The organism is Stenotrophomonas maltophilia (genome assembly GCF_047497515.2).
Taxonomy (GTDB): Bacteria; Pseudomonadota; Gammaproteobacteria; order Xanthomonadales; family Xanthomonadaceae; genus Stenotrophomonas.
Window position 1 is genome coordinate 15,303 of the sequence record NZ_JAXAXL020000019.1, and the last position, 15,440, is coordinate 30,742.

12 protein-coding genes are annotated in these 15,440 nt (G+C 68.4%); 4 read left to right on the forward strand and 8 right to left on the reverse strand.

Annotation, left to right across the window (positions count from 1 at the left end):
- Nucleotides 1-3 precede the first annotated feature (3 nt).
- The 4 genes from ACMZPQ_RS19690 to msrB form a co-directional block, all read right to left on the reverse strand.
- Nucleotides 4-1,452 (reverse strand): aminotransferase class I/II-fold pyridoxal phosphate-dependent enzyme, encoded by a 1,449-nt coding sequence (locus ACMZPQ_RS19690; protein WP_197580399.1) that lies wholly within the window; start codon nucleotides 1,450-1,452, stop codon nucleotides 4-6.
- Between the two features lie 148 nt (nucleotides 1,453-1,600).
- Nucleotides 1,601-2,338, reverse strand: a complete 738-nt coding sequence (msrA, locus tag ACMZPQ_RS19695) for a peptide-methionine (S)-S-oxide reductase MsrA (protein WP_197580398.1) — start codon at nucleotides 2,336-2,338, stop codon at nucleotides 1,601-1,603.
- A gap of 14 nt (nucleotides 2,339-2,352) precedes the next feature.
- On the reverse strand, nucleotides 2,353-4,119 hold the full coding sequence (locus tag ACMZPQ_RS19700) for a redoxin family protein (protein WP_197580397.1): 1,767 nt from the start codon (nucleotides 4,117-4,119) through the stop codon (nucleotides 2,353-2,355).
- A gap of 2 nt (nucleotides 4,120-4,121) precedes the next feature.
- Entirely contained in the window at nucleotides 4,122-4,694 is a 573-nt protein-coding gene (gene msrB, locus ACMZPQ_RS19705; RefSeq protein ID WP_197580396.1) for a peptide-methionine (R)-S-oxide reductase MsrB, read from the reverse strand.
- A gap of 144 nt (nucleotides 4,695-4,838) precedes the next feature.
- On the opposite strand from msrB, the gene ACMZPQ_RS19710 reads away from it, so the two are divergent.
- Nucleotides 4,839-5,558: a response regulator transcription factor gene (locus ACMZPQ_RS19710; protein WP_197580395.1), complete on the forward strand. Its 720-nt coding sequence runs from the start codon at nucleotides 4,839-4,841 to the stop codon at nucleotides 5,556-5,558.
- The gene (locus tag ACMZPQ_RS19715; protein WP_197580394.1) at nucleotides 5,555-7,024 is read left to right on the forward strand and encodes a sensor histidine kinase; all 1,470 of its coding nucleotides are present in this window, start codon (nucleotides 5,555-5,557) and stop codon (nucleotides 7,022-7,024) included. The genes ACMZPQ_RS19710 and ACMZPQ_RS19715 overlap by 4 nt, the downstream gene beginning before the upstream one ends.
- Here the strand turns inward: ACMZPQ_RS19715 and ACMZPQ_RS19720 are convergent.
- Together ACMZPQ_RS19720 and ACMZPQ_RS19725 are read right to left on the reverse strand one after the other, a co-directional pair.
- Nucleotides 7,021-8,367 carry an ATP-binding protein gene (locus tag ACMZPQ_RS19720; RefSeq protein WP_197580393.1) on the reverse strand — a complete coding sequence of 449 codons (1,347 nt, stop codon included), beginning with the start codon at nucleotides 8,365-8,367 and terminating at the stop codon, nucleotides 7,021-7,023. The genes ACMZPQ_RS19715 and ACMZPQ_RS19720 overlap by 4 nt on opposite strands.
- Entirely contained in the window at nucleotides 8,364-9,053 is a 690-nt protein-coding gene (locus ACMZPQ_RS19725) for a winged helix-turn-helix domain-containing protein (RefSeq protein WP_004154050.1), read from the reverse strand. Before ACMZPQ_RS19725 ends, ACMZPQ_RS19720 begins: the two co-directional genes overlap by 4 nt.
- A 353-nt stretch (nucleotides 9,054-9,406) precedes the next feature.
- Between ACMZPQ_RS19725 and asnB the strand changes: the two genes are divergently transcribed.
- Nucleotides 9,407-11,308, forward strand: coding sequence for an asparagine synthase (glutamine-hydrolyzing) (asnB, locus tag ACMZPQ_RS19730; RefSeq protein ID WP_197580391.1), 1,902 nt, complete (start codon nucleotides 9,407-9,409; stop codon nucleotides 11,306-11,308).
- Between the two features lie 448 nt (nucleotides 11,309-11,756).
- On the opposite strand, the gene ACMZPQ_RS19735 is transcribed toward asnB, so the two are convergent.
- Nucleotides 11,757-12,104, reverse strand: a complete 348-nt coding sequence (locus ACMZPQ_RS19735) for a phasin family protein (RefSeq protein ID WP_197580390.1) — start codon at nucleotides 12,102-12,104, stop codon at nucleotides 11,757-11,759.
- Between the two features lie 116 nt (nucleotides 12,105-12,220).
- Entirely contained in the window at nucleotides 12,221-12,583 is a 363-nt protein-coding gene (gene queD / locus ACMZPQ_RS19740) for a 6-carboxytetrahydropterin synthase QueD (protein WP_008266092.1), read from the reverse strand.
- A 195-nt stretch (nucleotides 12,584-12,778) separates the two neighbouring features.
- Between queD and ACMZPQ_RS19745 the strand changes: the two genes are divergently transcribed.
- The gene (locus ACMZPQ_RS19745) at nucleotides 12,779-15,418 is read left to right on the forward strand and encodes a TonB-dependent receptor domain-containing protein (protein WP_197580389.1); all 2,640 of its coding nucleotides are present in this window, start codon (nucleotides 12,779-12,781) and stop codon (nucleotides 15,416-15,418) included.
- Nucleotides 15,419-15,440 lie beyond the last annotated feature (22 nt).

Here is a 15,440-nt window from a genome sequence, read left to right on the forward strand (position 1 = left end):
GCACTACCGTGCTGCAGCCGCCAGCTCCTTCGCGAGCGCACCCAGCCGTTCCACTGCGCCAGTGAAGCGCGCATCCAGGGTCTGGCAGCATGACAACCGCAGGCAATGCCGGTAGCGGGCGCCGCGCGAATAGACCTGGCCAGGCATGAACACGATGTCCTCCTGCAGCGCACGCTCGAACAGTTCGCGCGTATCCACGCCCGGCAGCTCCAGCCACAGCAGGAACCCGCCCTGCGGCTCGGTGGCGCGCGTGCCGACCGGGAAGTGCTCGGCCACCAGCTGGCGCAGCCGCCCCACCTGCTCGCGGTACAGGCGCCGCATGCGGTGCAGATGGTGTTCGTAGCTGCCTGCCTCCAGATAGGCCGCCACGGCGTCGCCGAGCAGTTGCGGTTCGCCGCCGGTGGACTGGAATTTCAGCAGCGCGATGCGCTCGGCGAAGCGGCCACCCTCCAGCCAGCCGATGCGGTAGTCCGGCGCCAGCGTCTTGGAAAACCCACCGACCACCATCACCCAGCCGTCGCGATCAAAGGCCTTGAGCAAGGGCGCGGGCGGTTCGCAGAACTGCAGCTCGGCGTACACCGCATCTTCGATGAGCGGCAGTTGGCGTGCATTGACCAGCTCGGCCAGGCGCTGCTTGGCGGATGTCGGCATGGTGCAGCCCAGCGGGTTGTGCACGGTCGGCATCACCACCAGCGCGGCCAGCGGTGTGTGTTCCAGCAAGGCGTCCAGCGCGTCGACGTCCAGCCCCTGCTGCGGATGGGTGGGCAGTTCGATGGCCTGCAGGCCGAGGGTGGCCAGCAGGGGATACAGGTTGAAGTAGGAGGGCGCCTCGATGCCAACCGCATCGCCGGGCTGGGTGACGGCACGCAGCGCCAGCTGCAGCGCTTCCATCGCGCCATGGGTCAGCAGCAGGCGGTCGCTGTGGGTGTGCAGGCCCATGCGCGGGCCGCGGCGCACGATCTGCGCGAGCAGTCGTGGCGAGCCGTTCGGGCGCGCATAGGTCTCCACGGTCTGCTGGCCGTGACGCAGCACCTGCGCGGTGTATTTGGCCAGCTGCGCACCGGGGTAGAACTGGCGGCCGCGCGGACCGGCGAAGGCCAGGTCGATCACGCCGGGGCGACGCTGCGCCTCCAGCACGCGGGCCATCAGCACCTGCTGCAGTGGTGCGGTGGGCGCCGAGGGAACATCGCGCAGCGAACGTTCCGGCACCGACAGCCGGGGCGCCACCTCGAAGCCTGCCTTGGGCCGCGGAATCACCAGGCCGGCATCTTCCAGCTGCCGATAGGCGGCGATCACCGTGTTCAGGCTGAGCCGTCGCTGTAGCGCCATCTGCCGCAGCGACGGCAGGCGGCTGCCAACGGGCAGCCGGCCACCGTGGATGGCCTCGGCCAGCTCATCGGACAGCCGCTGGTAGCGGGGAGGGATCATCGCGCTCTGGTCATCTGTATCCATCGAAATTCCCGCCAACTGGAGCTGTACCCCTGACCTTGGCGAGCCTAGCATGTCGTTGTCGGGCGGGCCTGATCGGGGCGCGGCCGATACTTCCCAAGCGCACGGCGGGATCGCCGTGCGTCTTTTTATGCGTGGGAATTGCCGGCGGTTACCGCATCGGCACCCGCACCGCATCGCGCCGGTACAGTGCCGGGAACTGCTTGCCGAGCGCGGCCAGCTTGGGTGCGTCGTAGTAGCGGATGTAGGCCGCTTGCGGGTAGTTCGTCATGTAGTTCTGGTGGTACCCCTCGGCCGGATAGAAACGCTGGCCGCTGACCAGCTGGGTGACGATCGGTGCGCGGTAGCTGCCGGCCTGGCCGAGCTGGGCGATGTAGGCGCGGCTGGCCGCCTGCTGGCGGGCGTCGTCGCTGAAGATCGCCGACCGGTATTGGCTGCCGTGATCCGGCCCCTGGCGGTTGAGCTGGGTCGGATCATGCACCACCGAGAAGAACACCTGCATCAGCTGCCCGTAGCTGACCTGGCGCGGGTCGTAGTCGATCTTCACCGCCTCTGCGTGGCCGGTCTGGCCGCTGCTGACCCGCTCGTAGTGCGCGTTGTCGGCGCTGCCACCGATGTAGCCGGATACCGCATTGCTCACGCCTTTGACGTGCTGGAACACGCCCTGCACGCCCCAGAAGCAGCCGCCGGCGAACACCACGCTGGCGTGGGTGGCGTCATCGCGGAAGGCGGCATCGCCGGTCGGCGCCGGCAGTGCCTTGGCCTGCGCGCTGGGTTCGACCGGTGCCGCAATCGCGCCGTGGTCGACCAGCAGCACACCGGCAAGGAGTGCCGTGGCCACCAGTCCGGCAACACCGGCGGCAATACCCTGTTCAAAGGAGAGTTTCATCATGTCCTCCCGGTTCAACCGAAGGTGAAGGCATAGGCCTGCACGCCCGCGTCGAGGAACTCGATCTCGAAGCGATGCGGGCCGACCGTGCCGCGTTGACGCACCAGCTGGTACAGGCGGTGTTCGTCGACCACGCCGCTGCCATCGGCGCCGACATCGCTACCGGCGTCGGTGGCCGGCAGCGGCTTGCCGTCCAGCCACACGCGGAAGCGCACCGGCTTGCCGTCCTGGCGCGGTGCCAGCACCAGGTGCAGGTCGCGGGCATGGAACTGGAAGGCGATGCGACCGCCGGCCTGCTGCAGCTGCGCGGCTTCGTCGGTGACGGTCCAGCGCCCGGACAGGCCCCATTGGTTCAGCGCCAGGCGCGCCGGCAGCGCGTAATCGAAGGCGGCGTCGCTGCGCTGACCGCCGGGCGACGCGAACTGCTCGGCACGGGCATGGCCCAGATAGGTTTCCGGCGAGCGCAGGTTGCCCATGTCGGCCTGCGCGGCCACACCCTGCAGTTCGGCGGCGGCGGGATCGGCCGGCGGCGGCAGATCGCGCTGGCCAGCTTCGGTCAGCAGGCGACGGATCACCTGTTCCGAGCGTGCGTAGTTGCCCTCGCCGAACTGGTGGCCGCGGATGTTGCCCTGCGCGTCGACGAAGTACTGCGCCGGCCAGTAGCGGTTGTTGAACGCGCGCCAGATCGTGTACTGGTTGTCCAGCGCCACCGGGTACGCGACCTTCAGCTGCTGCACCGCCTTCATCACGTTGCGTGGGTCGCGTTCGAAGGCGAATTCCGGCGTGTGCACGCCGATCACCACCAGGCCGTGGTCGCGGTAGCGGCGCTCCCACTCATGCACGAACGGCATCGCGCGCAGGCAGTTGATGCAGGAGTACGTCCAGAAGTCGACCAGCACCACCTTGCCGCGCAGCTGCTGGGCGGTCAGCGGTGGGCTGTTGAGCCAGCCGGTGGCGCCGTCCAGCGCGGGCAGGGTGCCTTCCACCGGCAACGGTGCATCGGCGCCGGCATTGGCGCCCGCCATCATCATCGGCGGTGCCGCCGGCTGCGTGCCGGGCACCGCATCCAGCAGGCCCTGCTCGATGCGCGCGGTGCTGACCGTGGACAGGCGGGTCAGCAGGCCCGTGTCCCAACCGAGGCCGATCGCCACCACCGCCAGCAGCGCGGCCACGCCCAGTACCTTGCGCAGCACATCGCCGAGGCCAAGCCGGGCCTGCAGGGCACGAAATACGCGGCCACCGACCCAGACCGCCAGCGCCAGCGCGGTGATCGCGCCCAGCGCATAGGCCAGCAGCAGCGCAGTGGTGCCGACGCTGGCGCCGTGCAGGGCCGCACCGGTCAGCACCAGGCCAAGGATTGGCCCGGCGCAGGGCGCCCACAGCAGGCCGGTGGCGATGCCGATCAGCAGCGAGGTCCACGCGCCGCCATGACCTGCGGCATCAGCGGCATCGGCGCGTGCGCTCAAGCGTGCACCCACGCGCTGGAACGGTGCCAGCAGATGGTCGGCCAGCCGCGGCCACAGCAATGCCAGCGCGAACAGCGCCATCAACACCAGGGCGATCCAGCGTCCGATCTGGTTGGCCTGTGCCACCCACTGGCTGCCCACCGCCGCCAGGCTGGCGACCACGGTGAAGGTGAGTGCCATGCCCAGCAGCAGCGGCAGCGTGCTGCGCGCGAAGGAACGGTCGGCGCGCGCAAACACGAAGGGCAGCACCGGCAGGATGCACGGGCTGAGCAGGGTCAGCGCGCCCCCCAGGTAGGCAAGCAGCAACAGCAGCATGGTCAGGCTCCAGAAGTAGGGGACGAACCGACCGGCACGCGCCAGCCGTCGGCGGTGCCATCACCGGCACCGGGAACGAACACCAGTGCCGCACCGTTCATGCAGTAGCGCAGCCCGGTCGGGCGCGGGCCATCGTCGAACACATGGCCGAGATGGCCGCCGCAGCGGCGGCAGTGCACCTCCACCCGCAGCATGCCGAAGGTGACGTCACGGTCTTCGCCGATGGCGTTGTGCAGCGGCGCCCAGAAGCTCGGCCAGCCGGTACCGCTCTCGAACTTGGTGGAGGAGGAGAACAGTGGCAGCGCACAGCCGGCGCAGGCGAAGGTGCCCTGCCGGTGTTCCTTGTTGAGCGGGCTGCTGTAGGGCCGTTCGGTGGCCTGCTGGCGCAGCACCGCGTACTGCGCCGGGGTCAGCTGCTGGCGCCACTGCGCGTCGCTGTGCATGACCTCGAACTGGCGCGCCGGACGTGCTTCGGCGGCGGCCGGGGCGGCGCGGCTGCACGCCCCGAGGCCGAACAGGCCGGCGGCGGTGGCAACACCGCCCAGGCCCAGCAGATGGCGGCGGGTGAGGCGCATGGCGGACTCCGGGAAGGGGCGACGGGGCCATGCTGCGCCCCCCCAGGTCAACGAATCCTCACGCAGGATTCAATTTTTCGTGAGGTATCGGCGGCCATCCCGCGCCACAATGCGGGCAGCCTCCCCACTGGCCCCGAGCTGCCGATGTCCACCAAACGCGTGCTGATCGTTGAAGACGATGCCCACATCGCCGACCTGCTGCGCATGCACCTGGCCGACGAGGGCTACGACGTTGCCCACGCGGCCAGCGGCGACGCCGGGCTGCGCCTGCTCGAGCAGGATGGCCCGTGGGATGCGCTGGTGCTGGACGTGATGCTGCCGGGCGTGGATGGCCTGCAGGTGTGCCAGCGTGCACGCGCGATGGCGCGTTATGTGCCGATCATCATCATCAGCGCGCGCGGCAGTGAAACCCAGCGCATCGTCGGCCTCGAGCTGGGCGCGGACGACTACCTGGCCAAGCCCTTCTCGATGCCGGAACTGGTGGCACGGGTGCGCGCGCTGCTGCGCCGGGCCGAGGCGATGGCGCAGAGCGCACGCATCGATGCCGGGGCGATCGAGCTGGGCGGGCTGCAGCTGGACCCGGTTGCACGTACTGCATCGGTGGAGGGCACTGCGTTGGAACTGACTCCGCGCGAGTTCGACCTGCTGCTGTTCTTCGCCCGTCATCCTGACCAGGTGTTCGCGCGCATGGAGCTGCTCAACCAGGTCTGGGGCTACCAGCACGATGGCTACGAGCACACGGTCAACACCCACATCAACCGGCTGCGCAGCAAGATCGAAACCGACCCGGCCAATCCGCGGCGGCTGCTGACGGTGTGGGGGCGCGGCTACAAGCTGGTCGATCCGGCCGGGGCGGCGGCATGATCAGGCCGAACCTGTGGCAGAAGCTGGCGGCGGTGATCGCCGCGCTGATGCTGATGTGCTGCATGGCACTGCTGGCGCTGCAGATGCGTGCCAACACCCGCCACGAGCAGGAAGTGGTACAGCGGTTGTCGCTGGGCCTGGCCGAGCACATCGCCCAGCGCAGCGAGCTGATGGACACCAGCGGCATGCGCGACGCCGCGGTGCGCGCGCTGTTCGGCCAGCTGATGGCAGTCAATCCCAGCGTCGAGGTGTATCTGCTGGACGACCAGGGCCGCATCCTCGGCCACGATGCGCCCAGCGGCCATCTGGTGCGCAACCGGGTGGACGTGACGCCACTGCGCCGGCTGCTGGCCGGTGCACCGCTGCCGATTCTTGGCGATGACCCGCGGAGTGCCGATGGCCGCAAGGTGTTCAGTGCCGCGCCGCTGATCGTGCAGGGCCGCCAGGCCGGCTACGTGTACGTGGTGCTGGTCGGCGAACACCGGCAGATGCTGTCCGACGACCTTGCCGCCAGCAGCCAATGGAACACCACGCTGTGGTCGGTGATGCTGGTCGGCAGCCTCGGCCTGCTGGCCGGGCTGGTGGCGTTCTACTGGGTGACCCGCCCGCTGCGGCGGCTGACCCGGCGCATCCAGGCATTCGACATCGACGCGCCCACGCCTTTGCCACCGCCGGAACCGCTGCGTCCCGGCGAGCGCGACGAGCTGGTGATCCTTGAACACGCGCACGCGCAGATGGCGCAGCGGTTGGGCGAGCAATGGCAGCAGCTGCGCCAGCAGGACCTGCAGCGGCGCGAACTGGCGGCCAACATCTCGCATGATCTGCGTACGCCACTGTCGTCGCTGCATGGCTATCTGGAAACGCTGGCGTTGAAGGATGCAACGCTGGCGCCGGACGAACGCCGCCGCTACCTCGGCATCGCGCTGGCGCAGAGTGCCAAGGTCGGTCGATTGGCGCGCGCACTGTTCGAGTTGGCACGGCTGGAGCACGGCGAAGTACGGTTGGAGTGGGAGGTGTTCGCACTGCCGGAGCTGCTGCAGGACGTGCTGCAGAAATTCGAGCTTGCCGCGCAGGCGCGCAACCAGCGCCTGCGTGCCGACTTCCCGCCGGGCCTGCCGCTGGTGCGCGCCGACCTGGGCCTGGTCGAACGCGTGCTGACCAATCTGCTCGACAACGCGTTGCGCCACGCACCTGAGGGCGGCCAGATCAACGTGAGCCTGCGCGCGACGCCTGACAGTGTGCAGGTGAGCGTGGCCGACGACGGTCCTGGTGTCGCCCCGGCACTGCGCAGCCAGCTGTTCCAGGCGCCGGCCGCGCTGGGTGCGCGACGGGGTGAGAACGGTGGCCTCGGCCTGTTGATCGTGCAGCGCATTGTGCAGCTGCATGGCCGCCGCATCGAACTGCGTGACAGCGAGCGTGGCGCGCTGTTCGTGTTCGCGTTGCCGCGCGCGGAACCGGCGGCCTAACAGGCCGGCTCGCACTCCACCACGCCGCCGCTGTCCAGCGGCAGGTGCAGGCGGATGCAGGCGCCGCCCAGCTCGGAATCGGTCACCTCGACATGGCCGCCATGCTTGTCGGCCACGACCTGCACCAGCGCCAGGCCAAGCCCGAAGCCGGGGCTGCCGGGGTCCAGCCGCACGTACGGCTGCAGCACCTGGCCGCGCAGCTCCGGCGCAATGCCCGGGCCGTCATCCTCCACCTGCAGGCACAGCCAGCCATCGTTGACCGTGCTGGCGATGCGGATCTGCCGGCGTGCGTAGCGCAGGGCGTTGCCGAGCAGGTTGCGCAGCGCCAGTTCCAGCATGTGCCGGTTGACGTTGACCAGGCCGGCCGGCGACAGCGCCTGCTGCACCGGCATCGGCAACGGTGCGAACTGCGCGATCACGCCGCGCACCAGTGCCGCCAGCTGCAGGCGCTGGCGGGTCAGCTGATGGCAACGGCCGAGCGCGGCGTACTCGACGCCGGCGTCGGTGAGGTGCTGCAACCGATCGACATCGGTGCGCAGCCCGCCCAGCGCATCGCGCTGGATCTCGTCCAGCGCGGTGTCTTCCAGATCGGCCAGGCCGAACCGCATCCGTGCCAGCGGCGTACGTACCTCGTGCGCTACGGCCTGTGCCAGCACGCGCTGGCTTTCCAGCAGCTGCTGCAGCTGCTCGGCCATATGGTTGAAGGCATTGGCCAGCGGCCGCACCAACGCGGTACCGGCGCGCGGCGCACGCGTGTCCAGCTGGCCGTCGCGCATCTGCCGCGCCGCCTTGGCCAGCTGCGAAACGTCGCGCCACAGGCGGTAGACCATCACGTACATCGGCAACGCCACGGCCACCATCAGGATCAGCAGCAGGATCGCCACCCCGGACACGTCACTGTCCTGCCAACCCTCATCGGGTAGCGCCTCATCCAGCGGACCCAGCATCACCGCGTAGTCGCTGTCGCCAATGCGCTGCAGGCTGCGCATGTGCTCCAGGTCGATCTGCAGCCGGCCATTGTTGAACGACGGACGCTGGCTGGCCGGCAGTTCCTTTACCGCTTCGGCCAACGGCACCATGCGCAGCGCGTAGGCAAAGTCGGCGTCGAGTTCGCGCGCCAGCGTCGGCCACTGCTGGCGCGGGGTCTCGGCAAAGCGGTGCTGCAGCAGCGCATGGGTGCCGCGCATTTCGGCCTGCAGGCCGGCTTCGGTGCGGTCTTCCAGCAGGGCGTCCCAGGCCCACAGGCCGAGCACGATCAGCAGCAGGTGGGCGACCAGGAAGCCGATGCCATAGCGCAGGAAGTGGAAGGCGTGGCCGCGCATCGCCGAGGGCGTGCGCTTCATCCCCATGCCGATCGGCTGAACAGGTAGCCACGGCCACGCACGGTCTTGATCCGTTCCGGTTGTTCCGGGTTGTCGCCCAGCTTGCGGCGCAGGCGCGAGATGCGGGCATCGATCGAGCGGTCCAGGCCATCGAAGGCGATCCCGCGCAGGCCACGCAGCAGCGCGTCGCGGTCGAGGATCTGGCCGGCGTTGCTGGCCAGCAGGAACAGCAGGTCGAACTCGGCGGTGGTCAGTTCCAGCAGGGCGCCCTGCAGGTGCACGTTGCGGGTGGACGGGTCGATGTTCAGCTCACCGAAGCGCAGGCTGCCGTCGCGTGGCTCGACCCGGCGGTGGCGGCGCAGGTGGGCGCGCAGGCGGGCCAGCAGCACCCGCGGTTCGATCGGCTTGCCGATGTAGTCGTCGGCGCCCAGCTCCAGCCCCAGCACCTGGTCGATGTTGTCGGTGCGGGCGGTCAGGACGCAGATGATGCCGTCATAGTGGGGCCGTATCTGCCGACACACTTCGAAACCATCCTGGTCGGGCAGGCCGACATCGAGCAGGACCAGGGCCGGCTTTTCGGCCAGGATCCGGGTCACGGCGCGCTCGCCGCTGCGCTCGTGGGCCACCTGGTAACCATGCCGCTGCAGATAGTCACTGACCATCGTGCCCAGGCGGGCATCGTCTTCAACCAGTACGATATCCAGCATTTTCAAGGCCTCCGTGGACGCAAACGTACCGCCACGGCACGAGCGCGGCGATGCTATCCCAGCTATCGGGCCGCCCGGGTCCAGGGGGCGGGCGCCATTCAGCCGGGGTTGCTGGCGCGCGGGCCGGGTCTCAGCCCCGGCAACAACTTGGCGCCAAGCATAGCCGGTTGCCGTTACAAAACGTTACGTTCGTCACACGACTGGTGACGATCGCTGACAGCAACGCGACTGACGCGGGGCGGGGGTCGGGCCGAGCATGGAGTCTCCTCCGTTCCGCGTGCCGTTCCCATGTCGCCCGCCAATCCGCGCCTGCCGAACCTGTCCCACCACCGCCGCCGCTGCGGAGGTGCCCGATGAGCGGCGTGGTCGGGGCGTGGCTGCCGCCTGCCGATGACGAGCACCTGCTGCAGCAGCTGGCGCCGATGCTGCGCGCGCTGCAGCAGCGTGGCAGGGGTCGCATCGGCTACTGGACCGACGCCGAGTCCGGCCTGGCGCTGGGCCATTGCCGGGCCCCGACCGATACGCCGCTGCAGCCGCTGAGCTCGGATTGCGGCCGCTACGTGCTGTGCCTGGACGGACGCCTGTACAACCGCGCCGACCTGCAGGCGCAGCTGCGCGATCTGCCGCGCAACTGCAGCGACGCCCGCCTGCTGCTGCAGGCGATCGTCGAGTGGGGCGTCGAGCGAGCCCTGTCGCGCATCGAGGGTGCGTTTGGTTTCAGCGTGTGGGACCGCGAGACGCGCGCGCTGTGGCTGGCCCGCGACCCGGTGGGTGAGCGGCCGCTGTACTACGGCTGGTACCAGGGCAGGTTCCTGTTCGCCTCGGAGCTGAAGGCGCTGCAGGCCTTTGACGGTTTCTCGCCGAGCATCGACCAGGATGCGCTGAGCCTGCTGCTGCGGCATGACTACGTGCCGGCACCGCACACCATCTACCGTGGCATCCACAAGCTGGTGGCCGGCGCGATGCTGCGCATCGACCTCAATGATCATGCTGCGGGGCGCTCCAGTACGGCCGCGCAGGGCGGTTCGCGCTACTGGTGTGCACGCGACGCAATGCACAGTGCGCTGCAGGAACCCCTGCAACCGGTACCGAGCCTGGAACAGGCCACCGACCAGCTTGAGGCCGTGCTGCAGAAGGCCATCGCCGCACGCATGCACTCGCCGCTGGCCTGTGGTGCATTCCTGTCCGGTGGCACCGATTCCTCGCTGGTGACGGCGATGATGCAGGCACAGTCGACCCTGCCGATCGAAGCATGGACGGTCGGCTTCGACGATCCAGGCCACGACGAGAGCGACTGGGCTTCGCAGGTGGCGCGCCACCTGGGGGTGCAGCACCACCTGCACCGGATGGACGCGCGCCAGGGACTGGACCTGCTGCAGCGGCTGCCGCAGGTCTGGTGCGAGCCATTCGCCGACGCCTCGCAGCTGCCGACCCTGCTGGCCAGTGAACTGCTGGGTGCGCGCAAGCCGGTGGCGTTGACCGGTGACGGCGGCGACGAGCTGTTTTTCGGCCATCCCAGCTATGGCCGTGCGCTGCGCAATGCGCGGCTGTGCGGCGGCCTGCCGGACTGGGTGCGTGACCTGGCGCGGCGCAGCGGCAACCGCATGAACGTCGAGCGGGGCCGCCTCGGTGGCTGGCGTGCGCTGGTGGCCGAGGTCGCCGCCAATGATGTGGAAGGCCACTACCTGCAGCGGGTGACCCGCTGGCGGCAGCCGGCGCAGGTGGTGCTGGGCGCGCGCGAGCCGGTGACGATCTTCCAGCAGCAGGACACGGCGCTGCCGGCCGAGGCGCGCATCCAGCTGCTGGATTTCCGCATGGACCTGGCCGAGGGCATCCTCGCCAAGGTCGATCGCGCGGGCATGGCGGCGGGCGTGGAAACGCGCGCGCCGCTGCTGGACATGGAGGTGGTGCGCCTGGCCTGGCGCTTGCCGCAGCACCTGAAGTACCACGATGGCGAGCACAAGCTGATCCTGAAGCACCTGCTGGCGCGCTACCTGCCCGAGCCGCTGGTGTACCGCCCCAAGCGTGGCTTCGGTCCGCCGATGGCGCGCTGGCTGGCCGGTCCGCTGCGCGATTGGGCGGAGGCGCTGCTGGATCCGCAGCTGCTGCGCAACCAGGGCTGCTTCGATGCGGCGCGCGTGCGCGGCATCTGGGAGGCGTTCCTGCGGGGTGAGCGCAAGTGGCACACGCACCTGTGGAACGTGCTGATGTTCCAGGCGTGGCACCAGCACTGGCACGGTGGTCGCGGGCGCTGAGGCGTTTCTGCATTGCGTGCGGCGGATTCATTCTGCATGGCGCAGGGCGGAGGCCCTCGCGTACGAATGTCCTCCGGCGCCGGCCGTTGGCCGTCACCTCCTCCTTTACTTCGTACGCAAGGGCCTCCGCCCTGCGTTCGGAGTTCGTCGGCGCCTCGTTGAAAGGTTGCCGCGAGCACTGTGTTTTACCTGCCGCAAGCCGAGCCTCGTCGGGGTGGGCAGGGGTTTGGACAAAGTAAAGGGGGAGGTGACGGCCAACGGCCGGCGCCGGGGGACATTTGCCCAGGCCCCTGCCTGCCCCGGCGGGGCCCTTCAGTTCGCAGAGGGTCCAAACGAAGAAGTGCCGCGGAATCCAAACGTCAGACAAAAAAAGACCCGGCAGAGGGAGGGATCTGCCGGGTCCGGATTGCATGGGGGGAGGGACCCATGCAATGAGCGTTGCGTCGCGTCAGTGACTGTTCGCGTCCGCCGTTGATGCGTTGTAACCCTGTGCCAGCTCAGACCAGGCCTTGCTGGCCTGCAGCCCAAGCCCAACCATGTCCTGCTGGGCCTGGCCCAGCCGCTGCAGGTTGTCCTGCCACAGCTGCGTGCCCTTGCTGAGCATTCCGGCCGCGTCATCGCTGCGGGCCAGTTCACCCAGCCAGCCACCGGTTGCGGTCAGGTTGCGCTCCAGTACCTTCAGCTGCACACCGAACACGCTCTCTGCGTTCTCCAACGCCAACCGGTTCGCGCGCGTTGCCGCGGCGGCGAGCTGGCGGGTGGCATCACTGAAGCGATCGCTGAAGGCGGCGGCCATGGGGCATCAGGGAGTGTCTTGATGCATTGCAGCATACGCCGTTGATGCCGCATTGCAACAAAAATAACAAAGGCGCCCATGGCGCCTTCGGAAAACCTTACAGATCAATGGCTTGATCAGGCGGTCGGGCCGCGGTAGCGGCAGCCGGAGGTGCAGGTTTCGTGCACGGTGATCTCGCTCAGCGCCGGCAGGCTGGGCTTGAGCTCGTTCCAGATCCACACCGCCAGGTTCTCGCTGGTCGGGTTCTCCAGGCCGGGGATATCGTTGAGGTAGTGATGGTCCAGGCGTTCGTAGATCGGCTGGAAAGCCGCCTTCACATCGCCGAAATCCATGATCCAGCCGGTCTGCGCGCCGGGCTCGCCCTCGACCTTCAGTTCCACCCGGAACGAGTGGCCATGCAGGCGCGCGCACTTGTGCCCCGGCGGCACGTTGGGGAGGCGATGCGCCGCCTCGAGCATGAAGACTTTGAAGATTTCCATGGCGCAATTGTACGCCGCGACTGTCGTCTCCGACCGTTGAGGTGTTGGCTGCTCGTGAAGAAATTCTTTCCATCCGGATGAAGAGATGTTAGTTTCTCTTATATCCGTATGAAGAGATGTTATTGGTCGCGCACCGGCCAGGCATGGACTACTGCGGAACTTACGTCGTCCTTCCACTACCTCCCCCACATCGTCATGCCCCAGCACACCCTGCTCGTGGCGGCCCTGGCCGCCGCTCTGGCCGCGCCTTTGTCTGCCGCCGCCGAAACCTCCGCCGACGCCAGTGGCGACGCCAGCACCCTGGCCGCCGTGCGCGTCACCGGTTCCAACATCAAGCGCGCCGATACCGAGGCTTCCAACCCGGTGCAGGTGATCGGCCGCCAGCAGCTGGAACAGACCGGCAAGGCCACCGTCGCCGACGTGCTGCGCTCGATCTCGGCCAACACCGGCAATGCCAGCAACGAAACCACCAACAACGGCTGGGCGTCCGGCTCGGCCGGCATCGGCCTGCGTGGCCTCTCGCAGAAGAACACGCTGGTGCTGCTCAACGGCCGCCGCCTGGCCAACTACGGTTTCCCGGCCGGTGGCCTGTCCGACACCTTCGTCGACCTCAACGCGCTGCCACTGGTCGCAGTGGAGCGCATCGAAGTGCTCAAGGACGGCGCCTCGGCCGTCTATGGCTCCGATGCGGTGGCCGGCGTGGTCAACATCATCACCCGGCAGAACTTCGAAGGCGCCGAGATCGGCGGCAGCTTCGGCGGTGCTGACCAGGGCGGCCTGCACGAGCAGAACCTGAAGTTCGTCGGCGGCCTCGGTGATCTCGACACCGATGGCTACAACATCCTCTTCAGCCTGCAGGGCTACAACCGCGAGCGCCTGGACCAGGACGAACGCAACCTGACCAGGAGCGGCATCTACACCGACAAGCCGGGCGGCCGCTGGAACGGCTGGTCGGCCAAGGGCGCGCGCTACCTGGTGAACGGCGTATCGGTGCCGATGCTCGATGCCAACGGCAACTGCCCGACCGGTACCACCCGCGTTGCCAGCGCGCCGATCGATGGCCTGGCCGGCGATACCTGCGGCTTCAACCAGGCACCGTTCACCACGTTGATTCCGTCGACCAAGCGCTACCAGGCCTACGCCAACGGTACCTTCCGCCTGAACGACAACGTCGAAGCGTTCGGCGAAGTGCTGTACAGCCAGATCAAGAGCACCGCGTGGTTCGGCAGCAGCCCGTATTTCACCCTGGAAAGTGGTCGCTTCGCGTTGAACGCGGACAGCGGCCTGGCCGAGCCGGTGTCGTCGCTGCTGCCGGCCAACAATCCGTACAACCCGTACGGCCGCGCGATCCCGATCGAATACACCTTCTTCGACCTTGGCGGCACCCTCAAGACCAATCGCTCCACCGCCTATCGCGGCGTGTTCGGCCTGCGCGGCACCACCGCGAACTGGGACTGGGAAGTGGCCGCATTCGGTGCGCGCAGCAGCGAGCGCGAGAGCGTGTCCGGTGGCTTCGCCAACCGCTGGGCGCTGGCCGATGCACTGGCCACCGGCAGCTACAACCTGCTGAATCCGGCTGCAACACCGCAGTCGGTGCGCGATGCGATCAACATCGCCACGCTGCGTCCGGCCGAATCCAAGCTGCAGGGCATCGACGCGAAGATTTCCGGCAGCCTGGGCCACACCTGGGCCGGCGAGATCGGTTTCGCCGCCGGTGCCGAGTGGCGCCGCGAGAAGCTGGATTCCAACAACCCGTGGCAGATCGATGCCGGCCTGCAGGTGCGCCCGGCCATCGCCGAAGTGCATGGCCAGCGCCAGGTCAGCGCCGCCTACGCCGAAGTGAACGTGCCGCTGGCCTCGACGCTGGAGTTGTCGGCGGCCGCGCGCGCGGATCACTACGACGATTTCGGCAACGCGTTCTCGCCGAAGCTCGGCCTGCGCTGGCAGCCGCTGGACGTCCTGCTGGTGCGTGCTTCGGCCTCGAAGGGCTTCCGCGCGCCGTCGCTGTCGGAGAACTCCAACAGCACCAGCATCGCCTACGGCAGCGTGGTCGACCCGCGTGACCCCGACGTGCCCGGTTCGCGCCAGAATCCGACCTTCTTCACCGTCGGCAACAACTCACTGAAGCCCGAGCGCACCAGGAGCGTGAACTTCGGCGTGGTGCTGTCGCCGTGGGCCAACACCAACCTGAGCGTGGATTACTACCGTATCCAGCTGGACAACCTGGTCGGCACCAACAACACCCAGACCCTGGTCAACGACAACGTGGCCGGTGCCGTGCAGCGCGACGAGCGCGGCAAGCTGCAGGCGGTGTACAACCGCTACCAGAACCTGAGCGAACTGAAGACTTCGGGCATCGACGTCGAACTGCGCCAGCGCATCCCGACTGCCAAGCTCGGCGACTTCACCGTGTCCTCGGCCTACACCCACGTGCGTGACTACCGTCGCCCGACCGTGGTCGGCGGCCCGCTGGTCGACTACGCCGGCAGCAACCTCGGCGCGACCCTGCCCAAGGACAAGGCCACCACCACGCTGGACTGGAAGCATGGCGACTTCAACGCGGCCGTGACCTGGTACTACACCAGCGGCTACCGCCAGGAAGCCAGCACCGCGGCCAAGGCCGTGCAGCAGCGCGTCGGCAGCTACAGCCAGTACGACCTGTACCTGGCCTACACCGGCGTTGACAAGCTGACCGTATACGCCAAGGTGCAGAACCTGGCCGACAAGACGCCGCCGTACGACGCATCGTTCCCGGGCATCCGCGCGCCGTACGACTTCAGCCAGTACGACCTGCGCGGGCGCTACTTCACGCTGGGCTTTGATTACCGCTTCTGATCCATCCACCGCGGCCGGCCAC

Coding starts and splice junctions, on each gene's coding strand:
- ACMZPQ_RS19690 (WP_197580399.1), bottom strand. CDS start 1,452: ATGGATACAGATGACCAGAGCGCGATGATCCCTCCCCGCTACCAGCGG.
- msrA (WP_197580398.1), bottom strand. CDS start 2,338: ATGAAACTCTCCTTTGAACAGGGTATTGCCGCCGGTGTTGCCGGACTG.
- ACMZPQ_RS19700 (WP_197580397.1), bottom strand. CDS start 4,119: ATGCTGCTGTTGCTGCTTGCCTACCTGGGGGGCGCGCTGACCCTGCTC.
- msrB (WP_197580396.1), bottom strand. CDS start 4,694: ATGCGCCTCACCCGCCGCCATCTGCTGGGCCTGGGCGGTGTTGCCACC.
- ACMZPQ_RS19710 (WP_197580395.1), top strand. CDS start 4,839: ATGTCCACCAAACGCGTGCTGATCGTTGAAGACGATGCCCACATCGCC.
- ACMZPQ_RS19715 (WP_197580394.1), top strand. CDS start 5,555: ATGATCAGGCCGAACCTGTGGCAGAAGCTGGCGGCGGTGATCGCCGCG.
- ACMZPQ_RS19720 (WP_197580393.1), bottom strand. CDS start 8,367: ATGAAGCGCACGCCCTCGGCGATGCGCGGCCACGCCTTCCACTTCCTG.
- ACMZPQ_RS19725 (WP_004154050.1), bottom strand. CDS start 9,053: ATGCTGGATATCGTACTGGTTGAAGACGATGCCCGCCTGGGCACGATG.
- asnB (WP_197580391.1), top strand. CDS start 9,407: ATGAGCGGCGTGGTCGGGGCGTGGCTGCCGCCTGCCGATGACGAGCAC.
- ACMZPQ_RS19735 (WP_197580390.1), bottom strand. CDS start 12,104: ATGGCCGCCGCCTTCAGCGATCGCTTCAGTGATGCCACCCGCCAGCTC.
- queD (WP_008266092.1), bottom strand. CDS start 12,583: ATGGAAATCTTCAAAGTCTTCATGCTCGAGGCGGCGCATCGCCTCCCC.
- ACMZPQ_RS19745 (WP_197580389.1), top strand. CDS start 12,779: ATGCCCCAGCACACCCTGCTCGTGGCGGCCCTGGCCGCCGCTCTGGCC.